The organism is Bacillus sp. MD-5 (assembly GCF_002201875.1).
GTDB lineage: Bacteria > Bacillota > Bacilli > Bacillales > Bacillaceae > Bacillus > Bacillus stercoris.
In genome coordinates this window covers 3,942,276-3,963,650 of the sequence record NZ_CP021911.1, presented here as the reverse complement: position 1 = coordinate 3,963,650, position 21,375 = coordinate 3,942,276, and the positions used below count along the sequence as shown (strand labels likewise).

At 41.0% G+C, this 21,375-nt stretch carries 31 protein-coding genes and 3 pseudogenes; 19 read left to right on the top strand and 15 right to left on the bottom strand.

What is annotated here, in order from left to right:
* Positions 1–3: 3 nt before the first annotated feature.
* The 3 genes and pseudogenes from CDO84_RS20140 to CDO84_RS20130 form a co-directional block, all read right to left on the bottom strand.
* The gene (locus CDO84_RS20140; protein ID WP_040081139.1) at positions 4–921 is read right to left on the bottom strand and encodes a DMT family transporter; all 918 of its coding nucleotides are present in this window, start codon (positions 919–921) and stop codon (positions 4–6) included.
* On the bottom strand, positions 918–1,331 hold the full coding sequence (locus CDO84_RS20135; RefSeq protein ID WP_050982296.1) for a MerR family transcriptional regulator: 414 nt from the start codon (positions 1,329–1,331) through the stop codon (positions 918–920). Before CDO84_RS20135 ends, CDO84_RS20140 begins: the two co-directional genes overlap by 4 nt.
* A gap of 215 nt (positions 1,332–1,546) precedes the next feature.
* A pseudogene (locus CDO84_RS20130) lies at positions 1,547–1,714 on the bottom strand (DUF255 domain-containing protein); the annotation flags it as partial.
* 243 nt (positions 1,715–1,957) lie between these two features.
* Here CDO84_RS20130 and CDO84_RS21955 point away from each other — a divergent pair.
* Positions 1,958–2,020, top strand: coding sequence for a tetracycline resistance efflux system leader peptide (locus tag CDO84_RS21955; protein ID WP_350249318.1), 63 nt, complete (start codon positions 1,958–1,960; stop codon positions 2,018–2,020).
* 33 nt (positions 2,021–2,053) lie between these two features.
* Entirely contained in the window at positions 2,054–3,430 is a 1,377-nt protein-coding gene (gene tet(L) / locus CDO84_RS20125; RefSeq protein ID WP_040081140.1) for a tetracycline efflux MFS transporter Tet(L), read from the top strand.
* A gap of 22 nt (positions 3,431–3,452) precedes the next feature.
* Here the strand turns inward: tet(L) and CDO84_RS20120 are convergent.
* The 3 genes and pseudogenes from CDO84_RS20120 to CDO84_RS20110 form a co-directional block, all read right to left on the bottom strand.
* A pseudogene (locus CDO84_RS20120) lies at positions 3,453–3,673 on the bottom strand (DUF255 domain-containing protein).
* Positions 3,674–3,956: 283 nt separating this feature from the next.
* Positions 3,957–4,523, bottom strand: coding sequence for a dihydrofolate reductase family protein (locus tag CDO84_RS20115; RefSeq protein WP_040081142.1), 567 nt, complete (start codon positions 4,521–4,523; stop codon positions 3,957–3,959).
* A 154-nt stretch (positions 4,524–4,677) separates the two neighbouring features.
* Positions 4,678–5,034 carry an MmcQ/YjbR family DNA-binding protein gene (locus CDO84_RS20110; RefSeq protein ID WP_040081143.1) on the bottom strand — a complete coding sequence of 119 codons (357 nt, stop codon included), beginning with the start codon at positions 5,032–5,034 and terminating at the stop codon, positions 4,678–4,680.
* A 400-nt stretch (positions 5,035–5,434) separates the two neighbouring features.
* Here CDO84_RS20110 and satA point away from each other — a divergent pair, with 400 nt between their 5' ends.
* Positions 5,435–5,956, top strand: coding sequence for a streptothricin N-acetyltransferase SatA (gene satA / locus CDO84_RS20105; RefSeq protein WP_014666126.1), 522 nt, complete (start codon positions 5,435–5,437; stop codon positions 5,954–5,956).
* Between the two features lie 95 nt (positions 5,957–6,051).
* On the opposite strand, the gene CDO84_RS20100 is transcribed toward satA, so the two are convergent.
* Together CDO84_RS20100 and CDO84_RS20095 are read right to left on the bottom strand one after the other, a co-directional pair.
* Positions 6,052–6,657 carry a YczE/YyaS/YitT family protein gene (locus tag CDO84_RS20100; protein ID WP_040081144.1) on the bottom strand — a complete coding sequence of 202 codons (606 nt, stop codon included), beginning with the start codon at positions 6,655–6,657 and terminating at the stop codon, positions 6,052–6,054.
* Positions 6,654–7,100 (bottom strand): GNAT family N-acetyltransferase, encoded by a 447-nt coding sequence (locus tag CDO84_RS20095; protein WP_040081146.1) that lies wholly within the window; start codon positions 7,098–7,100, stop codon positions 6,654–6,656. Before CDO84_RS20095 ends, CDO84_RS20100 begins: the two co-directional genes overlap by 4 nt.
* Before the next feature lie 117 nt (positions 7,101–7,217).
* Here CDO84_RS20095 and CDO84_RS20090 point away from each other — a divergent pair, with 117 nt between their 5' ends.
* From CDO84_RS20090 to CDO84_RS21805, 3 genes and pseudogenes are all read left to right on the top strand, one after another.
* On the top strand, positions 7,218–7,670 hold the full coding sequence (locus tag CDO84_RS20090; protein ID WP_040081147.1) for a MarR family transcriptional regulator: 453 nt from the start codon (positions 7,218–7,220) through the stop codon (positions 7,668–7,670).
* 166 nt (positions 7,671–7,836) lie between these two features.
* Positions 7,837–8,499: an MBL fold metallo-hydrolase gene (locus CDO84_RS20085; protein WP_040081149.1), complete on the top strand. Its 663-nt coding sequence runs from the start codon at positions 7,837–7,839 to the stop codon at positions 8,497–8,499.
* A gap of 16 nt (positions 8,500–8,515) precedes the next feature.
* Positions 8,516–8,644: pseudogene (locus CDO84_RS21805) on the top strand (LysR family transcriptional regulator); the annotation flags it as partial.
* A gap of 36 nt (positions 8,645–8,680) precedes the next feature.
* On the opposite strand, the gene CDO84_RS20080 reads toward CDO84_RS21805, so the two are convergent.
* The 3 genes from CDO84_RS20080 to CDO84_RS20070 form a co-directional block, all read right to left on the bottom strand.
* Entirely contained in the window at positions 8,681–9,160 is a 480-nt protein-coding gene (locus tag CDO84_RS20080) for a DUF2798 domain-containing protein (RefSeq protein ID WP_040081151.1), read from the bottom strand.
* An 82-nt stretch (positions 9,161–9,242) separates the two neighbouring features.
* On the bottom strand, positions 9,243–9,686 hold the full coding sequence (locus tag CDO84_RS20075; RefSeq protein ID WP_040081152.1) for a GNAT family N-acetyltransferase: 444 nt from the start codon (positions 9,684–9,686) through the stop codon (positions 9,243–9,245).
* 14 nt (positions 9,687–9,700) lie between these two features.
* Positions 9,701–10,579, bottom strand: a complete 879-nt coding sequence (locus tag CDO84_RS20070; RefSeq protein ID WP_014666119.1) for a LysR family transcriptional regulator — start codon at positions 10,577–10,579, stop codon at positions 9,701–9,703.
* Between the two features lie 186 nt (positions 10,580–10,765).
* On the opposite strand from CDO84_RS20070, the gene CDO84_RS20065 reads away from it, so the two are divergent.
* Positions 10,766–11,980 carry an MFS transporter gene (locus tag CDO84_RS20065; protein ID WP_040082475.1) on the top strand — a complete coding sequence of 405 codons (1,215 nt, stop codon included), beginning with the start codon at positions 10,766–10,768 and terminating at the stop codon, positions 11,978–11,980.
* A 35-nt stretch (positions 11,981–12,015) separates the two neighbouring features.
* On the opposite strand, the gene CDO84_RS20060 is transcribed toward CDO84_RS20065, so the two are convergent.
* Positions 12,016–12,855 (bottom strand): pentapeptide repeat-containing protein, encoded by an 840-nt coding sequence (locus tag CDO84_RS20060; RefSeq protein WP_040081154.1) that lies wholly within the window; start codon positions 12,853–12,855, stop codon positions 12,016–12,018.
* Between the two features lie 146 nt (positions 12,856–13,001).
* On the opposite strand from CDO84_RS20060, the gene CDO84_RS20055 reads away from it, so the two are divergent.
* The 7 genes from CDO84_RS20055 to CDO84_RS20025 all read left to right on the top strand — a co-directional run bounded on the left by CDO84_RS20055 (position 13,002) and on the right by CDO84_RS20025 (position 15,640).
* Positions 13,002–13,391, top strand: a complete 390-nt coding sequence (locus CDO84_RS20055; RefSeq protein WP_040081156.1) for a YybH family protein — start codon at positions 13,002–13,004, stop codon at positions 13,389–13,391.
* 113 nt (positions 13,392–13,504) lie between these two features.
* Positions 13,505–13,975, top strand: a complete 471-nt coding sequence (locus CDO84_RS20050) for a hypothetical protein (protein WP_040081157.1) — start codon at positions 13,505–13,507, stop codon at positions 13,973–13,975.
* A 35-nt stretch (positions 13,976–14,010) separates the two neighbouring features.
* Entirely contained in the window at positions 14,011–14,256 is a 246-nt protein-coding gene (locus CDO84_RS20045; RefSeq protein WP_014666114.1) for a hypothetical protein, read from the top strand.
* Positions 14,257–14,353: 97 nt separating this feature from the next.
* Entirely contained in the window at positions 14,354–14,746 is a 393-nt protein-coding gene (locus CDO84_RS20040; protein ID WP_040081158.1) for an Hsp20/alpha crystallin family protein, read from the top strand.
* Positions 14,746–14,931, top strand: a complete 186-nt coding sequence (locus CDO84_RS20035; protein WP_014666112.1) for a hypothetical protein — start codon at positions 14,746–14,748, stop codon at positions 14,929–14,931. The genes CDO84_RS20040 and CDO84_RS20035 overlap by 1 nt, the downstream gene beginning before the upstream one ends.
* A 15-nt stretch (positions 14,932–14,946) precedes the next feature.
* Complete coding sequence (locus CDO84_RS20030) at positions 14,947–15,291, top strand: hypothetical protein (protein ID WP_040081160.1); 345 nt, start codon at positions 14,947–14,949, stop codon at positions 15,289–15,291.
* Between the two features lies 1 nt (position 15,292).
* A complete protein-coding gene (locus CDO84_RS20025; RefSeq protein WP_014666110.1) occupies positions 15,293–15,640 on the top strand; it encodes a hypothetical protein in 348 nt (115 codons plus the stop codon).
* Between the two features lie 38 nt (positions 15,641–15,678).
* Here CDO84_RS20025 and CDO84_RS20020 read toward each other — a convergent pair whose 3' ends face one another.
* On the bottom strand, positions 15,679–16,986 hold the full coding sequence (locus CDO84_RS20020) for an MFS transporter (protein ID WP_014666109.1): 1,308 nt from the start codon (positions 16,984–16,986) through the stop codon (positions 15,679–15,681).
* Between the two features lie 100 nt (positions 16,987–17,086).
* Between CDO84_RS20020 and CDO84_RS21885 the strand changes: the two genes are divergently transcribed.
* A complete protein-coding gene (locus tag CDO84_RS21885) occupies positions 17,087–17,407 on the top strand; it encodes a hypothetical protein (RefSeq protein WP_040081162.1) in 321 nt (106 codons plus the stop codon).
* Positions 17,408–17,418: 11 nt separating this feature from the next.
* Positions 17,419–17,865, top strand: a complete 447-nt coding sequence (locus tag CDO84_RS20010) for a DUF6376 family protein (RefSeq protein ID WP_040081163.1) — start codon at positions 17,419–17,421, stop codon at positions 17,863–17,865.
* 32 nt (positions 17,866–17,897) lie between these two features.
* Here CDO84_RS20010 and CDO84_RS20005 read toward each other — a convergent pair whose 3' ends face one another.
* Positions 17,898–18,827 carry a manganese-dependent inorganic pyrophosphatase gene (locus tag CDO84_RS20005; protein ID WP_014666106.1) on the bottom strand — a complete coding sequence of 310 codons (930 nt, stop codon included), beginning with the start codon at positions 18,825–18,827 and terminating at the stop codon, positions 17,898–17,900.
* Between the two features lie 204 nt (positions 18,828–19,031).
* Here CDO84_RS20005 and hypR point away from each other — a divergent pair, with 204 nt between their 5' ends.
* Positions 19,032–19,409: a transcriptional regulator HypR gene (gene hypR / locus CDO84_RS20000; protein WP_014666105.1), complete on the top strand. Its 378-nt coding sequence runs from the start codon at positions 19,032–19,034 to the stop codon at positions 19,407–19,409.
* 29 nt (positions 19,410–19,438) lie between these two features.
* On the opposite strand, the gene cotF is transcribed toward hypR, so the two are convergent.
* Positions 19,439–19,921, bottom strand: a complete 483-nt coding sequence (gene cotF, locus CDO84_RS19995) for a spore coat protein CotF (protein ID WP_014666104.1) — start codon at positions 19,919–19,921, stop codon at positions 19,439–19,441.
* Between the two features lie 145 nt (positions 19,922–20,066).
* Between cotF and CDO84_RS19990 the strand changes: the two genes are divergently transcribed.
* Positions 20,067–20,216, top strand: coding sequence for a hypothetical protein (locus tag CDO84_RS19990; protein ID WP_040081164.1), 150 nt, complete (start codon positions 20,067–20,069; stop codon positions 20,214–20,216).
* Between the two features lie 225 nt (positions 20,217–20,441).
* Positions 20,442–21,371 carry a YybS family protein gene (locus CDO84_RS19985; RefSeq protein ID WP_040081166.1) on the top strand — a complete coding sequence of 310 codons (930 nt, stop codon included), beginning with the start codon at positions 20,442–20,444 and terminating at the stop codon, positions 21,369–21,371.
* Positions 21,372–21,375 lie beyond the last annotated feature (4 nt).

The window sequence follows — 21,375 nt, the reverse complement described above, 5'->3', positions numbered from 1 at the left end:
TCTTTATACAGATGACTGTTCTTTAGTAGTGTACTTAGGAATACGTATTACCCCCGAAGCAGTTAAAACGCCTAATATAACTAACACGGCCCCAATAACTTGAAATACCTTTATCGGTGTGCCAACGGCAAATGAAATAATCATCGTTACAACGGGAACAAGGTTGAAAAATAAAGATGTTTTACCTGCCCCAATCTCCTTAATCCCCTGATTCCACCATAGGTAACCCAAAATGCTTGTAAAGAAAGCCATAAAGGCAATTGCCCCCCAAACTCCAATCGGGATGTTCGATAAAGAAACAGGTTTAGACGTAAATAATGAAACTACTATTAAACTAACAGCACCGATAACCATCGTATAAGTGGTTGTAGATAGCGGAGTGCCATCTTTTACAAACCGCCGTCCAAGTACACCATAAAGTGCCCAACAAACGTTACCTGTAAAGATTATTAAATCTCCCCCTGAAATTGATAAGGTTTTAATGGTTTCGATAGAACCTTGTGTAATGACTAGCAATACGCCGATGAATGCAAAGAATATGCCGAGCACTTGTTTTTTTGTCATGTTGTCCTTTAAGATAATTCGAGCGAGAATTGCTGTTAATAAAGGATTCAGCCCCATTATTAATGCTCCGTTAACGGGAGATGTGTATTTCAAACCAATAAAAAACAAGGCGTTAAATCCAAATATTCCTATAATTCCGAGAACAATGTATGAAACGGCGTTTTTCCGTAATTGACTCTTCTTTATACCTTCAGTAAAAATTAAAATGAGGAGCATCACCGCAGCAGCTAAACCGAAACGCCATGCCGCAGAGGACGATGGAGAAAAATATCCAACCGTATATTTTGCAAGATTAAAAGTAGCTCCTGTAAAAATAGAGAAGCCAATTAACATCAGATATATATTTAAATGTTTCATTTGTTTTCCACTTCCTCTTTCAAAATTGAATAATATGTATCCAGTTTTCCTTTTGTAGTAGAAATTACTTCTTCCAGCTCCCTTTTTTTAATCTCCATTTTCTCTAAGTGCTTGGTTAAAATCTCAATACGTTTATTTATAGATGGGGAGAGTTGTGCTGATTTAACATCTGAATTGATTTTTTCCAATATGCAGCCGTCTTTGACAAACTCATTAATATCCTCCAAAGACATACCTGTTTCCTTTAAACTTTTCAGGAATGTCATGAACTGAATATCAGTCTCTGTATAAAAACGCCTTCCACTGTTTTTTCGTTTTGGTGGGGGAAGTAACCCAATCTTTTCGTAATATCTTAATGTATACGAGCTAATACTAGTCTTCTCAGCAGCTTTACTAATGGAATACAACAAACATCATCCCTCTCTTTTGATTAAAGTTAGTTTACAACTTAGAGTTAACTCTAAGTCAAGCAAATAAAAAAACCTGCTACCGCATGGTTACGGATTACAGGTTTTAGATAATGAATGACATAAAAGATAAACTGTATTATTAGAACACATGGTATTATCGTTTAAAATGGCTTCTGTTAATGGAGTTCCGCACGAGTTGATTTCCTAGGCCACGAATGGCAAGTCGAATAACCGATGCTGACAAGAACCGGTTTGTTTTCGCGTTTTGCTTTTTCGAAGGCTTCTTCTCCCCACGGGAACCAGTCAACGGGGTTGTGGGCATGTTAAAGTAAATATGGAGACTTCTCAGCGATTAATCTATTGGGTTTACTTTTATTTGGCATGGGATCACCTTTTAAGTTGGTTATATTCAGGTTACCACAGTTATCCTAAACAAATACAATAACTGACTGCTTATCGATAATTGTAATGTGAAAATCTAATGTTTCATTTTGCCACTTGAGATAAATGCGAATAACGTATTTCCTTGTTTCGCAATCTGGTCAAATTTTCATAAAAAAAGTAAAAGTTTAAACCTTAGTCTATATATAATAAGATCATATCAATCAAATGTAGGGGGAGTTATTATGAAGTGCACTAAAATGAACAGGGTACAATTAAAAGAGGGGAGCGTATCAGTGGCCCTATAAACTGCGTCTGCCCTCATTAATGGAGGGGAAATTGTGAATACGTCTTATTCACAGTCAACTTTACGGCACAATCAAGTTTTGATTTGGCTTTGTGTTCTATCATTTTTCAGCGTATTAAATGAAATGGTTCTGAACGTCTCATTACCTGATATCGCCAACGATTTTAATAAACTGCCAGCGAGTGCAAACTGGGTGAATACTGCCTTTATGTTAACCTTTTCTATTGGAACAGCTCTATATGGAAAGTTATCGGATCAGCTGGGCATTAAAAAGCTGCTTCTATTTGGGGTTATGGTAAATGGCTTAGGGTCGATCATTGGATTTGTTGGACACTCGTTCTTTCCTATTCTCATTCTAGCCCGATTTATTCAAGGAATTGGTGCAGCCGCATTCCCAGCTCTTGTAATGGTTGTCGTTGCGCGCTATATTCCAAAAGAGAACAGGGGGAAAGCATTTGGCTTGATCGGGTCCTTAGTAGCAATGGGAGAAGGTGTTGGACCAGCTATTGGGGGAATGGTTGCTCATTATATCCATTGGTCGTATTTGCTGCTTATTCCAACTGCAACAACTATCACTGTTCCATTCCTTATAAAACTGTTGAAAAAGGAAGAGAGAATCAGAGGACACTTTGATATGGCAGGGATTATATTGATGTCTGCGGGCATCGTGTTTTTTATGCTGTTTACAACATCTTACAGACTTTCTTTTCTGATCATCAGTATTCTTGCTTTCTTCGTATTTGTAAAACATATTAGGAAAGCTCAAGACCCTTTTGTTGACCCTGATCTAGGGAAAAATGTATTTTTCGTGATTGGAGTCCTTTGCGGAGGACTAATATTTGGTACAGCAGCAGGATTTGTCTCTATGGTTCCTTATATGATGAAAGATGTTCACCATTTAAGTACTGCAGCAATTGGAAGCGGCATTATTTTCCCTGGAACAATGAGTGTCATCATCTTCGGTTACATTGGAGGATTGCTTGTTGATAGGAAAGGTTCCTTGTATGTACTAACGATTGGAAGTGCATTGCTTTCTTTCGGCTTTTTAATCGGTGCCTTTTTTATAGATGCAGCACCATGGATCATGACAATTATAGTAGTTTTTGTTTTTGGGGGGCTATCGTTCACAAAAACAGTTATATCTACTATTGTGTCTAGCAGTTTGAAAGAAAAGGAAGCCGGCGCTGGAATGAGTTTGCTTAATTTCACGAGCTTTTTATCAGAGGGAACGGGTATTGCGATTATAGGCGGTTTATTATCTATCGGGTTCCTAGATCATAGGCTGCTGCCTATTGACGTTGATCACTCCACCTATTTGTATAGTAATATGCTCATACTTTTTGCAGGAATCATTGTTATTTGTTGGCTGGTAATCTTGAATGTATATAATCGTCCGTGGAGACATGGCTAAATGAGTTAAAGGATCAATCTTGTTAAAGTAATTCAAGGTTGATCCTTTTTTTGTAAAATGAATAAACCTGTCTCCAATGGCATGTTGAATAACCAGTGCTGACCACAACCGGCTTGTTTTCGCGTTTCGCTTTTTCGAAGGCTTCTTCTCCCCATGGAACCAGTCAACAGGATTGTGAGCATGTGAAGTAAAATAAGTAGACTTCTCAGCGATTAATCTATTGGGTTTATTGTTAGTGGGCATGGGATCATCTTCTTTCGTTTTTTTATAAATACAAAACTTAGCTGATTTACTTAAAAGAGGGAGAATAAAATATACTATAATGTTTAATTATGTTAATTCGTCCTTTTCAGTCTTCTTTTCTTTTATTACAGGAAAAGATATTTTGGGCTCTGTTAAAATTCGATGTTGATAATTCCATAGTATTAAGGGGAACCCATTATTTATGGATTCCCCTTTAGTTCAATAAGAAAAATAACTGTCGGGTGTTACCTTACTATGTATATTTTGGAGGGAAAGATTTTTTTTAGCCATTCCAATGATAAACGATTTGCACAACGCCAGAGGAAAATGTTCTTGTATTCACCATTTTTAAATTTATCCTCTGTTTTACATCAATAAACAACGGTTTTCCTTCTCCCAAAACAACAGGGTGAATAGATAATCTAAATTCATCAACAAGCCTCAAATTTATAAAAGTTGTAATGAGACTCGCTCCACCATATAGCCAGATGTCTTTACCAGGATTTTTCTTCAATTTATTTACTTCTTCAAGAATATCATCATTTATAAATATGGCTTGATTATCAATCTCATTTTGTGTTCTGGAAAAAACATATTTCTTTTTACTATGAACCAATTTCCAAATTTCCTTTTCTGTATCAGGGTCTTCATTTTTTGGAATATATTGTCCCCATAAATCGTAGCTTTTTCTGCCATATAAAATAGTATCAATTTGATTTAAGAAATCAGTAAACCCCATATCAGGGTCCATAATGCACCAATCAACTTCTCCATTTTTCCCTTCAATAAAACCATCTAAAGTAACTGCTAAATCTAAAATTATTCTTCTCTGTTTTAAGTTATTTGTCATAACTATTCATCCTTTTCCATAAGAAGTTGGTAGAAATTCTTCTCCCACTCTCGCACCAGATGGACTAAGTTGCGTTTGTGGACAGAGAGAAGAACAATATCCTAAAATGAAAGTGTCCACTAATCTTCGTAGCTTGATTAGCAGGACATTATCTTCACTTGGTTAAATGAAAGCTCTGCTCGATTAAGTAATAAATTTCGCCTGCTGGATCTGTTCGTTCCAAAACAAGTGAAATCCAATGTTCCTTATCCATATGATATCCAGGAAAGATATTTTCTCCATTTCTTAAGCTATCACTTATTTCAGGGGGACATTTTAGATTCAGAATATCTATTTCGTCATGTCCTTCCAAGCCTAATTTTTCCGGGAGAACATTCATAATAAGACCGTACCATTTTTTGTTTGATTCATGTCTCAAAGAAGCATAGTTTGGGTATTTCTCCCACGGATAATCAGGCGATGTGCCGTATTTTTCTTTGACGTGTTTAAAGATATCTTCTCTTGTTAACATACTCCATTACTCCTTTATTCACTCTCATTTCTTCTTGGAAAAATCAAAGAGCAATCCTTGGTTGTCCTATGGATGCTTCAATAGAGATGTCACCAATGGCAGAAGCTGTTTCTCATCCTTACTAATATAGGTTTTTTTGCTATTTCCATGGGTACTAGTCAACAGGGGTGTGGGCGAGTTTTATTATTAGTGGGCATGGGATCATCTTCTTTTCTCTTGTTTCTGTTCCTTTTTACTGTACCACAAGCCTGTGTTGAAATACCTCATTAAGATAGTGAAATATATAAGGTAATGGACGTCTTACCTAATGCTGTTCTCTAAAAGAGTGCACTTTTGGAAGCTGTTATTGAATAGTGTCGAAATGATTTTTCTAAATATTTCTCGATTGGCGGAGATTGATATGATCATGAAAATGACTCATTTGAATATGAAAGATTTCAATAAACCAAACGAACCTTTCGTTGTTTTTGGGAGAATGATACCTGCTTTTGAAAACGGTGTTTGGACATATACTGAGGAACGATTTTCTAAACCTTATTTTAAACAATATGAAGATGATGACATGGATGTTAGTTATGTTGAAGAAGAGGGGAAAGCCGCTTTTTTATATTATCTTGAAAACAACTGCATTGGCCGGATTAAGATCCGTTCTAACTGGAATGGGTATGCACTAATAGAGGACATTGCCGTGGCAAAAGACTATAGAAAAAAAGGTGTTGGAACAGCATTATTACATAAAGCGATTGAGTGGGCAAAGGAGAATCATTTTTGTGGTCTTATGCTTGAAACCCAAGATATTAATGTTTCAGCTTGTCATTTTTATGCCAAACATCACTTTATAATAGGTGCGGTTGATACGATGCTTTATTCCAACTTTCCAACAGCAAATGAAATTGCGATTTTTTGGTACTATAAATTTTAATTGATTATAAAATCTCAACAGTACCAGAGATAAAGAATTGACGAACGAAACGGGGCTTGTTTTGCGTTTCGTTTTTTGGATCGAGAAGAGGTTTCTTAATAACCTCTTCTATTCTTTGATAAGAAATGTCTTTCCACAATAGGCATAAAAACGTGAAGGAGCATTCCTCCCAAACAGACGGTTAATAGGGTTCCGATGCCGATAGGGCCTTTAAAGATGATGGCTAATACTAAGAAAAGAGCGTATACCAATGTTCTTGAAAACAAGATTGTTCTTTTGGAGAGATCTCGGATAATAAGTGTCAAATGATCGATGGGCGTTGATGCAAACTTCGTCTGAAGATAGATGGCTGTTCCAAGACCGATGAGCACCAAACCAATTCCGAAACAAATCAGTTTGCTTAACAACGCGTTTAGATAGATGGTGTTTTTTACAACAAACAACCATAGGTCAATGCCTATTCCAGTAATGAATGCTGTAATCAAGCCCAGCAAAATAGGTTTTTTTCTCGTTAATATAGCGTTGCAGATTAAGAGAATCACAGAAATAAGGACCTCCCAGCTTCCTACGGTAAGACCGATTTCTTTTGACAGACCAACCAAAAGGGCATCGAAGGGTGATGTGCCCAGTCCTGATTGTATGGTTAAGGAAATGCCCAAACTTAATATGAGTATTCCTATTCCGTAATACATATATTTCATGTTATATTCCGCGATATTTCTTTTGTCATCAAGACGTGAGGGATGCCGTCCTCCATAAATTCCTGTGAAGAAATCTGGTAGCCCAGTTTTTGATAAAAGCCTGCCGCTTGTGTTTGACCATGCAGCTTATATGCAGTCAGTCCTTTTTCTTTCATGATTTCCTCTAACCCGCTTACGATGATCTTCCCCAATCCGTACTTACGGTAAGGTTTTAGGATGCAGATTCTTTCCAGCTTTGCTGTATGGCCAACGATGCGCGCGCGTCCGGTGCCGACAGGCTGATTCTCATGATATACCAAGATATGTTGGCATTGTTCCTGAAGCGTATCAAATTCATCGAACTCATCGGCTTCAGACACATGTTGCTCCTCAATGAAAACGCCTCTTCTAATCTTTAAAGCTTCATGTAAATCCGCTTCAGTTGTTATTCTTTTTATACTCATCTAAATCAATCCTTTTCTGATATTAGTCTGGACTGTCCAGCATGCATGTGGTCTTATAATAGTAAGGTTAAAACAGTTTTGTTGTAATTACAACAAAAATACGTGAGGAGTTTTAGAATGAATGATATTTTGCGTGAAATCGGCATGATAGCAAGAGCGTTGGATTCCATAAGCAATATCGAATTTAAAGATTTGGACTTAACAAGAGGGCAGTATCTCTATCTCGTACGCATATATGAAAATCCGGGAATTATTCAAGAGAAGCTGGCGGAAATGATAAAAGTGGACCGGACAACGGCCGCGCGGGCCATTAAGAAGCTGGAAATGCAGGGATTTATTCAAAAACTGCCAGATGAGCAAAATAAAAAAATAAAAAAATTGTTCCCGACTGAGAAAGGGAAAAAGGTGTATCCCTTGTTAAGAAGAGAAGGAGAACATTCCACGGAAGTCGCTTTGTCTGGTTTTACACATGAGGAAAAGGAAACCATTTCTGCACTCCTTCATAGAGTGAGGAAAAATGTAGAACGTGATTGGGAGTATGTGAAGAAGGGGAACAAAAGGGATTATTAATGTACAAAATGTACCTTATCGACAGAACCAAATATGAGTCCGGGAAGGGCCAATTTCCTGTTTCGATCATTTCACAATGCAAGTTACAAAAACGTGCGTAGTTACATATTGAATTGATTTGTATTACAGTAATGATAGCAAGAAATTTCCAAAGGGAGTGGTTTTGATGAACTTGAGACAACTATCAGAACATGTCTTTCAATGTGAATTTGAGCTTGATGTTCCCCTTCGTGTCCCGGTTCATACTTGGTTTATTAAAGATGGCGATGATGTTTATATTGTTGATACGGGGATAGAACGTTTTGCTGATGCTCAAATTAGGGCAGCGTTAGCGATCGGCAATCCAAAAGCCATTTTGCTTACCCATGGCCACAGTGATCATATCGGAGGTGCATCAAAATGGTTAGAGAGATTTGATCTTCCGATTTATGCCCACCAGAAAGAACTTATATATATCAATGGAGAAGCGCCTTATCCAAACAAAAATGAAGCAGAGAACACAGGGGTAGCCCATATTGTTCAGCCGCTGACAGAGCAAACGCTTGCTCACTTGCCTCTGCAATATGATTTAACACCCGGACATTCCCCGGGGCATGTCGTGTATTATCATAAAATCGATCGTACTCTATTAACGGGCGACCTTTTTATCACGAGTAAGGAGGATTTACACCCACCTATAAGAAGATTCAGTGTTGATATAAATGAGAACATCGATAGCGGCTCAATCATAGATCAAATCAAACCAACGCTCATTTGCTCTTCACATGGCGCAGAAATTCTTTATAACGAAGAATTGTATAAAAACTATGTGGTAAGGTATAGGGATTAATGGAAGTGAAAAACTTAAGCTGAAAATTCTTCAGCATGGTGAAGCCCTCGATCCGATTTACTCACACCTGTTACTCAAAAAGAAAAAATGGCAGCTGCCTGCCGCAGAGGCTTTTGCGGAGCTTGTTTTACATTTGATTCGTTAGAAAAAGGAGTGAGCGTCAGGCTCACCCCTTTTCTAGTTAAACTGCAGCTGTGAGCTTTGGTTTTACAAATTTCATGAAAATCCCTCTTACTAATGGGCCCATAATCAGTAATTGCAACGGATAAGCTAGGATGAAATTTTTCAACACAATCATAAGATAAGTGCTGAAGAGGCTGTCTCCGTTCAGCCCATTTGCCAGAACCGCTGTCACTAAACCGAACACAGACATACAAAGCACCATGCCGATCACCATACAAGTTGACATGGCAAGGATGACATATATTTTTTTAGTCTTGTCGAACGGCATGCTGAATGCAATCTTCTTGGCGAGGGGGCCCACTAACAGTAAATCTAACAGGAGGGCGACCATAAAACCGATGGCCATTTCAAAAACGGTCATCATTGAAAAATCCTGAATGGCTCCGTTAATGATGGCGTTGTAAATCGACATGACGCAGACCATTCCAAAGCACATCATCACGCCAAATATAAGGCCTTCTTTTTTATTTGCTGGCATACAATCATTCCTTCTCTCTATAATCGGTGATTAGTATACCAATGAACCGTTCATGCTCATAAGTGACAAATTTGTGAATAATCTATAGCGCAGAATCGTCCTGTTTTGTCATCAGCACATGCGGAATGCCATCCAGCAGAAATTCTTCTGATGCAGTCTGATAGCCTAGCTTTTCATAAAAGCCTGCCGCCTGTGTCTGGCCGTGCAGTTTGAAGGCAGAAAAACCTTGTTCTTTCACAATACGTTCTAATGCACCGACGATTACTTTTCCCAGACCGAATTTGCGGTAAGGCTTCAGAATGCAGATTCGTTCCAGTTTTCCCGCGTGGCCAACGATACGGACGCGTGCAGTGCCAACGGGTACATTCTGATGATAAGCCAGAATGTGCCGGCAGTCACCGTGGAGTGTATCGAACTCATCGAATTCATCCGAAATGGGACAGCCTTGCTCCTCTACAAATACTGTCTTTCTGATTTCAAACGCTGTATGTAAATCTTGTTCTGACGTGATTTTTTTGACCTTCATGCTTGAATCCTCCCTTACTCCGAAAAATGGCTGATGACATATTGTTTAAAGGTCTCAGCAACCGGTGATAAAAATCTGCCTTTTATCCAGGCAATCCCTATGACACGCTGACATTCCGGCCAGCTGACGCGGATTTTGGCGATTTTGCTTTGGTCTAAGCCTTTCAGGTCTGGCAGAATAGATATGCCCAGTCCGGCTGCCACAAAACCTGCGGCAGTGGCGGCTTCTTCTCCTTCAAACATAATGTTCGGCTGTATATCAGCCTTCTCAAACAGCTCATCGACCGTCATTCGAAGCGCGTAGCCTTTTTTCAATAAAATGAACCGTTCCCCGGCAATCTCGGTCAGGGTAATGCTCTCACGATTGGCTAATGGGTGATCAATTGGCACAAATAAAAAGAGCTCTTCACTCCATAGCTTGATCCATTGGATCGGATTTTCAGGCTTAATCGAAGCGAGCAGACAGAGGTCGAGATCACCGGATTTTAATCGTTCAAGCAACCAATAAGAGTGGTTTTGCTTCAGCTGGAAGGCAATGTTGGGGTATTCCTGCTGAAAGGAGCCGATGAGATCGGGCACGAGCGTAGTGCCTAATGTATGCAAAAAACCGAGAGAGACTACGCCTTGGTCTGGCTTTAATAAAGCTTGGATTTCTTCTTTTCCTTCGGTGTACTCCTTCATCATCGCCTGCACCCGTCGCAAAAAGATGTGTCCGTATTGATTTAAGGTAATAGATCGTCCTTGCCTGTCAAAAAGCGGGACGCCTAAATGATTCTCCAGCCTGGCGATAGAGCGTGAAAGTGCAGGCTGTGTGATGGAGAGGCTTTTTGCGGCTTTCGTTACGTGCTGCATCCGGGCTAGGGTTTGAAAATATTCAAGTTGTTCCCATTCCAATCATCATTCCTCCCTTATTACATATAAGCATCAAAAGGATATTTTATATGCATTATACATCATATATCGACGGTGCTAAGATAAAAGTATAAACAGACTCGAGGATGTTTGAAATCGGAAGAATAAAGGATGGTTTTATATGAATTGCAGTGCTCAACAACATGCGGAGGGGCAGATAAAACCCCAATGACATACATTCAAAAAGGCACACCAGTTTTTCGTAAAATTACGTTTGCTTTCTTCGCTGCAGGCTTCAATACATTTGCGATTCTTTATTGCGTACAGCCGCTCATGGAGGAATTCACGCGGGAATTTCATGTGACGCCTACTGCGGCGAGTCTCTCTTTATCCGTTACCACAATGCTGTTAGCAGTGAGCATGCTTGTCTTTGGCTCATTATCAGAGGTATGGGGTCGCAAGCCGATTATGGGTATTTCCATGCTGGCCGCATCGGTTCTCTGTCTGGCATCGGCCTTGAGTCCGAACTTTCATACGCTCCTCGTATTGCGAACCATTCAAGGCGTTACGCTCGCAGGCCTTCCGTCAATTGCGATGGCTTATCTCGGAGAAGAAATTGAACCTGGAAGTCTCGGATCAGCGATGGGACTGTATATCAGCGGAAATGCAATCGGCGCCGTTTTTGGAAGGATCGTTTCCGGGCTTCTGAGCGAGTACGTGAATTGGCATATGGCGATGGGATCAATTGGTGTCATTAGTTTGATTGCTAGTGTTATATTTTTTATAAATTTGCCTCCATCCAGGCATTTTACGCCAAGAAAATTGAAGCTCGGGAAGTTGGGAATGTCTCTGATCGGCCACTTGAGAGACCGCAAACTATTCAGCTTGTTTCTCATTGGTTTTTTGCTGCTCGGAAGCAATGTTGCATTGTTTAATTACATTGTGTATGTGCTGCTCGGCCCACCGTACTCGCTTAATAAAGCATTTGCCAGCTGGATCTTTATTGTGATGATTGTAGGCATTTTCAGCTCATCTTTCATTGGAAGAATGGTTGATCGGTATGGCTATCCGAAAATACTGGTGATGAATATTTTCATTGTCATTGCAGGTGCTTTATTCACGATAAACAGTATGCTGGCAGTGAAAATACTGGGGATTGCCCTCTTTACATTCGGTTTTTTCGGAGGGCATTCAGTTGCAAGCAGCTGGGTGGGCAGGAGAGCTCTTTACAACAAAGCACAGGCTTCATCGCTGTATTTGTTTTTTTATTACGCCGGTTCAAGCGTTTGCGGAACAGTCGGAGGGCTATTCTGGTCTGCTTTTCACTGGCTGGGCGTGGTCGGTATGATCACCTTCATGCTGCTGGCTGCGTTATGGCTGTCGGGATACTTGGCAAAAAGTGTGAAAATGCCGGATAAAAGGAACGAAAAAGGATTGAATTGATGACAGTAAAAAAAGGACCGTAAGCGGGTCCTTTTTTATTTCCAATGGGCAGGGATTCGTAAAGACGGCGGCAGCTTTGTGTTCGAATCACCGTTGGCGGCGTTCACCTGTGCCTGTGTCAGAAAGATGCATCCGGTCAGGTCGGCGCCGCTGAGATCAGCGTCTCTCATATCTGCACCGATAAAGTCTGTCATTCTCAAATCGGCATTTCTCAGATCTGCGGCTATGAGCAGCGCTCCTCTTAGATTTGCTCCTCGCAAATCAAGCCCTTTTAGTTTTGCACCGATCAGGACACTTCCCCGGCTGACTTTTTTCGGGAGTTTTGGATTGCGGGCTTGGGCACGCACCAGCTCACTCGTTTTTAACAGCCATTTATTGACCTCAGCTCGATGCTCGTCCACCTGCAGTGTCAGCAGGCGTTCTTTGCTGAGTCTGGTGAGCTTTTCTATTTTTTCGAAACTGGTTCTCAGTTCAGGGTGAATCGGCTTGGCTATATCTATAGAAAGAGCTTCATGTAAATACCAGAGCATTTCATGCAGCTGCTGCATGATAGGAAAAACGCCAAACATCTCGTTGGCCGTTTTGGGGCTGTTTCGCCAATCCTTTCCCCCATAAGTGATTTGGGATACTTTCTGTCCGGCGCCAAAGCATTCATATGCAGAGCAGCCACGAAATCCTTTTTCTCTGAGATTTTTATGGATCGAACATTGATAGTTTGATTGTAAGTTGCGGCAAGGCGTGCCTCCGTCTTTGTCAAAAGCAAAATCTGCCGACTTCGCATAAGGCAAGGCGACACAGCACAGGCCAAAACAATGCTGGCAATCCGCGCTTAAATCATGATGTATATGGTCATGTAACGTTACTTCCGCAGACAAAATTGTCCACCCCTTCACTTGGGTACTTTGTTAAATATATCTATTTGATTATATAGGAAATAGGGATCCTTTTCATTTTGTTTTTAGGGTTTCAGCGTGTCAAACATTGTATAATATATCCAATCATGATGATTGGGGGAATTCATTTGGAACAGCAATTGAAAGACATCATCTCTGCATGTGATGTGGCAATCCAAAATGAAGATTTTGATACACTGATGAATTACTACTCGGAAGATGCCATTTTAGTTGTGAAGCCTGGCATGATCGCGCGAGGCAAAGAAGAAATTAAAAAAGCGTTTATCACGATCGCGAACTATTTTAATCATCATATTGTGCCGACACAAGGAGAAATGATCATGCTGGAAGCAGGTGACACTGTCCTCGTCCTTTCTCAGACATTGCTTGATTCGGATAAAAAGGACTCCGAGTATGCGATGGAAAGAAGGGCGACCTATGTCTTTAAGAAGAATGCGCAAGGCGAGTGGCTTTGCGTAATCGATAATTCATATGGTACGGATTTAATTGGTCTTTAGCTTACGGACGTGTCCAAGTCAGATACTGCTTGAAAAAGAACCCGAACCAATAATCGATGTAAAACATATTGTAAAGTAATGGACTGAAAAGACATATCAAGGACTGAATAAGATTGAATCATCGACAAGCAGTAAACCAGGTTCAAGTCAGCAACATTAGCGTGATTTCAATTGATACCTCCTCAGGAATATTTATCGGAACCAATTATGCGCATAATTGGTCTTCGCATCGGAAAAACAATTACGGACTCGGATCAATGACCAACTCCCAGGTGTCTCATAATTTTAGCTATGTGATGGATAACGATGAGGTAGATACGCCGATTCATCATGAAAACAGGATTTCCTTTGAAGGGAACTCGGGAGAAAACCAGAATGATATTGATGTTGGAGAAATGAATATTAACGTTCTGGATACATGTGCCGCCATTTCAGTTGGCGAAAACGAACTTACCGGCTGGAGTTCACATAGTAAACGAACGTCCGGCCAGGGAAGGTTATTAGGCACGATTCAAAACACTCAAAACTCGTCATTCGTGATAGATAACGACGAAAATGACTGTCAAATAAATGATTACTTTTAAGAGGCTGCCTTGGTTTGAAAAGGAGGAGGATTTGTTTGGCTATCGGTTTTACACTCGGTGCAATCAATGTGAATTCCCAGCAGACAAATACAGCCATCGCGATTGGAGAAAATCAGTTACCCGGATGGGCTGCGCATCGTAAGGTAAATAACGGAATCGGCTTCTTCGCAGGAAATGTCTTGAACCAGGGGAATGTTTCAACGGTTATTGACCCTGATGGCATAGACGGTGTCATGAATAACCAAAATATATCGCCAAGTGTACAAAATCAAACTCTTTAACGGTGAATAGTTTTCTTTTAGCATACCTCCAAAAAAAGCACATAAGCATAGTTATAGATTCTAAAGATGTATGGCTATGTGCAGGGGGTTTTTATTTATGCCAAAATCTCATTTTTATCCCCATGTGAAAGAAATGATGGGAAAGGATTTCGCTGAGCTGCTGCGCGAAATTGCTCCCTTTGTCGAACCGAGAGCCGATCTCATAAAAACAAACCACAGATTGACGATAACCATTGATGCAGCTGGTGCAAGTGCAGGGGATATGTCAATCAGCCAAAAGGATCGCACACTCATCATTGAAGGAAAGATTACCCCCCAGCCGATGGAAGAGGAACAAGAGTGGATCGCCAGAGAACGGTTTTACGGCCCTTTCAAACGGGAGATCGCCATTCCCGAAGAGTATGATCTGCGTCAGATTCGTGCGAAATTTGAAAGCGGAATAGTAACGGTTACCGTTCCGCACCGCACTAATGAAAAAGGAGAAGAGTGATGACCTCTATCAAATACGGTTCTTTGCGGGTTAACCATCTGAGAAATTCTTCTGGCCTCTTTGTCGGAACAAATGTCCAAAAAGGCAGAAAAAGTGAAACCTTTATCAATGAAGGTTTTGGCGCCATAAAGGGGAAACATAATAAAATCAAAGGAAATGCGGGAGCTGTGGAGAAAAGTTTTTAAAAAGGGATGGCGTATATGAGCATAGATGAGGTCCTAAAAAAGCTTGAAGAATTAGCCCGAAAAGTCCATACGCTTGAACAATCCTCCCAGGAGAAACGCACCCCTTCTGTTTTTGTGAAGATGGATGTACAGGAATTGAATGTAGAGAAGCTGCATTTAGACGATTTAGCGTTTCATCTCGATCACCTGGATGTACAGGAGCTAAGCGGGATGCTGAATCTTGGCAACGTATTCTCTCCTCATGTTCATCAGAAATCCACATCGCAGTCTCGATTAAAGAAAACAAAAAAAGATGATATTGAGGTCAAAATAGACGGAAAACCAGTGCCGTATACCATCAATCAGGGAAAGGATGTTTAACGTGAAACGGTTTTCTCCCTCTTTTTTTATTGGCTCCATTTCCATTGGTACGGTTGAAGGCGCATCATGTGTAAACCTCGGAAACAACCTCCCCAGCGGTTTTGTGAATTATAAAAAACAAAACCAAGGATTCGGCTCCATTTCAGGAGACCATAATGATATCCACGATATTTTAGCGACAATAGAGGAAAACGGCACACAGGATGCTTTTCATTATGAAGGTGGTCTTCAAGGAAAAAACGAGCAGGTGCTCGAACAGATAGAGCAGGAAATGCTAGCTTCGGGGCTTGATATAGAGGAACAGGACGAGGAGAAGGTAAATGGGGACGGGCCGGATTCTTTGATGTAATGGGAGAGCTGCCAACTGGCAGCTCTCTTTTTCATGTTCTATAGTTTAATCCGTTTCACTTCCCCTAATACAAACACATAAAAAACCAAGCCCAGCAACAGCACAAAACCGGCTACCAGAAAGCTGAGCGTAAAGGAGCCTGTCACATCAAACAAATACCCTGTCAGTGATGCAGCAATAATGCCCCCGAACAGGTTGTTTGCGAGGTTCACCATAGAGCTCAGCATGGATACGGAACCGATCGGCGCGAGCTCAGCGGAGATGGACCAGCCAACCGGAGCGGTAGCAGAAATTCCAGCGAGCCCGATGGAAATACAAATAATCGCTACGGTAATATTGTTCGTCAGAATGGAGCCCAAAAAGAAAAAGCCGAAGCTCATCCCGACTATGATTACGGTTCGATACACCTTGGTGTTTGGATAGCCTTTCTTAATAAAATAATCGACGAGCCATCCGCCGACAGCGATTCCAGAAATGGTTGAGATCAGCCACGGCACGGCTGTAAATAAACCGGACGACATGAGATCCATCCCGTATGTATGTTTAAAGAAAGTCGGAAGCCAGGTAAGCAGCAGATTGAATGTATACCCGTACCCTGTAAATCCGATCATTAAGCCCCATACTTTGCGGTTGGTGAAAAGCTTTTTTAAAAGCGGACCCGTTTTGTAAGGGATTTGCTCTGTATTAATGGTGTTGTGTTTTTGAATATAGTTGAGTTCACTTTTGGAAATGCGTTTGTGCCGTTCAGGCTGTTCATAATACTGCCAGAAAAAGATCGTAAACAGCACATTGATGCATCCAATCGTCAAAAAGGCGACACGCCAGTCAAACGTTGTGACAAGAAAGGCGACCAATGGCGCTCCGATGACGTTTGAAAACTTGGCGGCTGAATCGAACAGTGAATTTGCCAATCCCCGCTCACTTGGAGGAAACCATAAAGCGGTTGCCTTAGAGGCAGCAGGGAACGCAGAGGCGCTTGTCAGCCCAATGAGAAACCGGAACAGATACAGCAGCAATTTCCCCTGTAAAAAAGCAAGAAGGATCGTTAAAAAGCTCCATATTGTCATTCCAACCCTTGTGACCCATGCCACCCCAAACCGGTCCAGCAAACTTCCGACAGGCAGCTGCATCAGTGTATAGGAATACGTGTAAATGGAAAATACGATGCCGAGTTCAGTTGCAGTAAGGTGAAACGAATCTTGTATCGCAGGTGCCGCTACAGAGATGGCCACTCGGTCAAAATAATTAAGAATAATAATGCCGCTAAGTAACGAAGATATGTACCATCTGGTATGCCCAGGCCGTTTCACACGCTCTTGACTCATGATGAAAACCTCCTCTTTCATAGCATGATCTCCTGATGGAAAAACCATTCAAATTTTAAATACCACAGCGCGCTTTTATGTAAACGGAAGGAATTTGACTGGAACAGATGGGTGCTTTAGAATGAAAGTAATAAAAATGAACACTCCAAAGGGGAGTAGCTTTCACAGTAAAGTCGTCATTACGGGACAAGATGTCCTCGGCTTTGCTGGCAATCTAATTGTTAGCGAGACCTTTGCCAAATCTGATTTGGTGAAGGTCTTTTTGTTTCGGAACTTCACCAAATTGGTGGAGTTTTTTTCATTTTTATCAAAAAGGGAGAGGAGCGTCAGGATGTCTACGTTGAAAAAGTGGCTGAAGCGTGAGTTGGTGAGGAAAGGGCTGCCGTTAGCGAAAGAGAAATTGATTCCGATCTTAAAAGAAACAGTGAAGAAGAAACGTTGAGGAGGCTGACAATGAAGATTATTTTGACAGTACTTGCCGGAGTGGGTCTTTTGAGTGCAGGCGGATGCGGCATGCTTGATCAGGTGAACGACGGGTTGAACTATACGGGTGAGGCAGCGGGGTATGTGGAGAAGGTGAAGACATTTGCAGAGGAAGCGCCTGAATTGGCTGAGAAAGCTGTAAATGACACCGAGGCGAAAGAAAACCTTGAAGCGCAGCTTGAGTCGATTCAGAAGGCTGCCGCTGATTTTAATGAGTTAGCACCGCCTGATGCCGCAGCGGAGATTCATCAAACCATTCAGGAGCATAACGAAACCTTGCAGAAAAGCGCTGAAGAGGTGTTGAAACAAGTCGAGGAAGGCAAGGTATCACTTGAAGATTTGGAGCAGTCAGATCTGGTCCAAAACGCAAAGCAAATCACTGATGTGATGGGACAGATTGAAAAGCTGGGTGAATAAGAAAAAGCATCCCTACACGGGATGCTTTTTGCTTATTCAGCCATTGCGTCAGTTAAGACAGGAACGACTTGTTTTTTACGGGACACAACGCCTTTTAAGAGAGCTGTGTTGTTTTCTAATGTCACGTTGAACGCTTTTTCCACTTTTGCTGCTTCGTTACCGATTGCAAGAGCAAGTGAATCATTTTCTAAGATATCTGTGATAACAAGAAGGAACAGATCAAGATTCTTCTCAGCCACAACGTTTGAGATCACAGCTTCTAATTCAGCTTGGCGTTTTTTCACATCTTCAATGTCCACTGTGTTTACTTGTGCGATTTCGACTTTCTTGCTGCCGAGTGTAAATTCTTTCGCATCAAGAGAAATGAGCTCTTCCACTGTTTTCTTGCTTAGATCAGCGCCTGCTTTCAGCATGTTCAAGCCGTATTCTTCAGCATCTACGCCAGCGATCTCCGCAAGCTCTTTTGCTGCTGCTACGTCTTGGTCCGTGCAAGTTGGGGATTTGAATAACAGTGAGTCAGAAATGATCGCAGACAGCATCAGGCCGGCAATTTCTTTTTCGATTTTCACGTTATTTTCTTTGTACATTTTGTTTAAGATCGTAGCCGTACAGCCTACAGGCTCAGCACGATAGTAAAGCGGCTCAGCTGTTTCAAAGTTGGCGATGCGGTGATGGTCGATAACCTCTAAAACCTGAACATCTTCAATGTCTTTGATGCTTTGCTGGCGTTCGTTATGGTCAACCAGGATTACGCCGTTTACTTCGTTTGCAGCTGTTTCAACAAGGCGCGGGCTTTCTTGTTTGAAATAGTCAAGCGCGTATTGTGTTTCGCCGTTTACTTGTCCAAGACGGACAGGCTCAGCATTGAAGCCGAGTTTGTTTTTCAAATCAGCATAAGCAATCGCAGAACAAATCGTATCTGTGTCTGGGTTTTGGTGTCCGAAAATAAGTATCTTTTCCATGATAGCTCCTATCCTTTTTTAAGTAGTGTCATCTTTATATAGTTTAACACGTCTTGCTGCAGGTGTAATCATGCAAACCCTTAAAAATTGATGTGAATAAGAAGCATTTTCTTTGAGCTGAGGAGAAAAGCTGTGTAAAATACTGGGTAGCTTAGTTGCAAAATGTAATGTAGTATCAAAAAAGGTACTATTGGAGGGTCATAAATGAGTGAAAAAAAGAATATATACCCGAACAAAGAAGGCTGTCCAGTTGAATTTACGCTAGATGTCATTGGCGGAAAGTGGAAAGGAATTCTTTTTTATCACATGATAGAGGGCAAGAAACGGTTTAATGAGTTTCGGCGAATCTGCCCGAATATTACTCAAAGAATGCTTACTCTTCAGCTGCGGGAGCTGGAAGCGGACGGCATCGTGCATCGTGAGGTTTATCAACAGGTGCCGCCGAAGGTTGAGTATTCTCTGACGGAATTCGGGCGAACACTTGAACCGATTGTTTTGCAAATGAAAGAATGGGGAGAATCCAACAGAGACGTGCTGGAATCTTATCGTACGAACGGCTTGCTGAAGGATCAGCAAAAATAGCAGCAAAGGGAACTCCTTTGCTGCTTGTTTTATTTCATTGAAAGGGCTCTGTTGGCGTTTCTGACGTCATTTTTCAACAGTTCAGAAAGGTTGTAAGACGGATAGTATCCATGCTGATACATGTATCGATAAACTTGGCCGTGCAGCTGGATGGCAGCATTCAGCTGTTTGACCAGTACGTTTCTTAATTGAGGTGTTGCTGTTTCTGTAATGGCGATGGCATAGCTGCGGACAGACGTTTTGGCAAAACCGAGCAGGTCACCGCTGTAAAATGGATTATCTGCGCGTTCTTCTTCTTCATCCTCTCTGTGCGGAGCCTGTGGAAAGAACGGAAGAAGCTCTCTCAAATTTTGCTCAACGGCCTGAATAGACACGTTATAAAGCTGTTTGAGCTGAGGATCTTTTACTTCTCTTACCATTTTCTTCAGTTTAATAAGTCCGTTTGATTGAAAAGCAACCAGCTCGTGCATTTCTAGTGTTTCATGCCAAGCCAATGTTCTGCGTTCATCCATGTGAAAATTCTCCTTTATCAATCAGATTCCATATCAGCATATGCCCAACGCTCAATGTTGTTCATGATGTTTTGAAGTTTTTAAAAAGGGAAATTCACCTTATATAGGCTACGGGTTGAGAACATGCACAAAGAGGTGAAATTCAATGTGGGACATGATAAAGAACTTTTTCTTGTTTAGCAGCGGCATTCTGCAAGCAACAACTATTTTACTGGTGATCTTAATTTTTATGTATGTCAGAAAAACGAAAAAGAAAAACAAAGAATCTTCTGGCTTTATGGATGATAAACATTAATGGTGATGGGCATTCTTTTCCAAGAATGTCTTTTCCTTTTTTTATGTTTCACATGAAACATTAGCGTCATTTTACTTGCGATTTGGACTTATGTTAAAATATAAAAGTAAAATTTAGAGATGATATAAAAACATTCGGTGCAAAGCGTTTGCAGCGATGAAAAAAGAGCAGTCGTTTATGCTGCTCTTTTCTATTCGTATGTTCAAGATGATACGAGGTGACTAAGTGAAACAAACGAGAGCATTAATGGAAGGTGCTATTTTAATCAGTCTGTTTGCGATCATCACGCTTTTGGTCGTTTATGTTCCTGTGATTGGAACAATTCTGTTATTTGCACTGCCGCTGCCAATGATCCTGTATACGATCAGACATGGATTGAAGCTAGGGATATGGATGGGCGCTGTCAGTCTTCCGGTTGTTTTTATTGTCGGGTCCTTTAATGGACTTATTGTAGCTTTTATGTCAGCTTGCGCCGGCATTGCCATGGGACATTTTTTCAAAAGGAAAGAGCCCGGGCACGCCATTATTTCGGGCGCGCTTATTTATATGCTTAGTATTGTCTTCTATTTTGTGATAAGCATTCAGTTTTTGGGTATCAATATCATTGATGAGGCGATGACACAATACCGGCAATCTCTTGATATTGTAGAAAATGTAGTGAAGCAGTCGGGCAATGCTGAACAGTTTGAGAAGCAATTAAAACTGATGGAAGAACAATTGGGTATCGTTCAATATCTTTTTCCAACAGCTATTGTGATGGTAGGAGCTATTTTTTCTTTCCTCAGTTACCTTATCGCTAAGCCGCTCTTAAGGCGATTCTCCCCCGATATTCCTAATCTAAAGCCTTTTAGAGAGTTGAAGTTTCCGCAAAGTATTGTAGTGCTGTATTTGATCATTGTCATGCTTTCATTTTTGCCTTTAGAAAAAGGCCAAATGCTGTACTCTATCGCTTTAAATGGGGAGTTTATACTCGGGTTTCTGATTTTTATCCAAGGTTTATCATTTATCTTTTTCTATTGCCATAAGAAACAATATCCGAAGGCTGCGGCTGTGATTGCTGTCGTACTCGGGTTTGTGCATCCGGTATTCATGGCAGTCATTCGCATTTTAGGCGTCTTAGATATGGGCTTTCATATAAGGAATAAGGTGAAGTGAACAT

Coding starts and splice junctions, on each gene's coding strand:
- CDO84_RS20140 (WP_040081139.1), bottom strand. CDS start 921: ATGAAACATTTAAATATATATCTGATGTTAATTGGCTTCTCTATTTTT.
- cotF (WP_014666104.1), bottom strand. CDS start 19,921: ATGGATGAACGCAGAACATTGGCTTGGCATGAAACACTAGAAATGCAC.
- CDO84_RS21885 (WP_040081162.1), top strand. CDS start 17,087: ATGAAAGTAATAAAAATGAACACTCCAAAGGGGAGTAGCTTTCACAGT.
- CDO84_RS20115 (WP_040081142.1), bottom strand. CDS start 4,523: ATGACAAATAACTTAAAACAGAGAAGAATAATTTTAGATTTAGCAGTT.
- CDO84_RS20005 (WP_014666106.1), bottom strand. CDS start 18,827: ATGGAAAAGATACTTATTTTCGGACACCAAAACCCAGACACAGATACG.
- CDO84_RS20030 (WP_040081160.1), top strand. CDS start 14,947: ATGAGCATAGATGAGGTCCTAAAAAAGCTTGAAGAATTAGCCCGAAAA.
- CDO84_RS20095 (WP_040081146.1), bottom strand. CDS start 7,100: ATGAGTATAAAAAGAATAACAACTGAAGCGGATTTACATGAAGCTTTA.
- CDO84_RS20065 (WP_040082475.1), top strand. CDS start 10,766: ATGACATACATTCAAAAAGGCACACCAGTTTTTCGTAAAATTACGTTT.
- CDO84_RS19990 (WP_040081164.1), top strand. CDS start 20,067: ATGTGGGACATGATAAAGAACTTTTTCTTGTTTAGCAGCGGCATTCTG.
- CDO84_RS20040 (WP_040081158.1), top strand. CDS start 14,354: ATGCCAAAATCTCATTTTTATCCCCATGTGAAAGAAATGATGGGAAAG.
- CDO84_RS20080 (WP_040081151.1), bottom strand. CDS start 9,160: ATGCCAGCAAATAAAAAAGAAGGCCTTATATTTGGCGTGATGATGTGC.
- CDO84_RS20075 (WP_040081152.1), bottom strand. CDS start 9,686: ATGAAGGTCAAAAAAATCACGTCAGAACAAGATTTACATACAGCGTTT.
- CDO84_RS20010 (WP_040081163.1), top strand. CDS start 17,419: ATGAAGATTATTTTGACAGTACTTGCCGGAGTGGGTCTTTTGAGTGCA.
- CDO84_RS20035 (WP_014666112.1), top strand. CDS start 14,746: ATGACCTCTATCAAATACGGTTCTTTGCGGGTTAACCATCTGAGAAAT.
- CDO84_RS20090 (WP_040081147.1), top strand. CDS start 7,218: ATGAATGATATTTTGCGTGAAATCGGCATGATAGCAAGAGCGTTGGAT.
- hypR (WP_014666105.1), top strand. CDS start 19,032: ATGAGTGAAAAAAAGAATATATACCCGAACAAAGAAGGCTGTCCAGTT.
- CDO84_RS20100 (WP_040081144.1), bottom strand. CDS start 6,657: ATGAAATATATGTATTACGGAATAGGAATACTCATATTAAGTTTGGGC.
- satA (WP_014666126.1), top strand. CDS start 5,435: ATGATCATGAAAATGACTCATTTGAATATGAAAGATTTCAATAAACCA.
- CDO84_RS20110 (WP_040081143.1), bottom strand. CDS start 5,034: ATGTTAACAAGAGAAGATATCTTTAAACACGTCAAAGAAAAATACGGC.
- CDO84_RS20020 (WP_014666109.1), bottom strand. CDS start 16,986: ATGAAAGAGGAGGTTTTCATCATGAGTCAAGAGCGTGTGAAACGGCCT.
- CDO84_RS20085 (WP_040081149.1), top strand. CDS start 7,837: ATGAACTTGAGACAACTATCAGAACATGTCTTTCAATGTGAATTTGAG.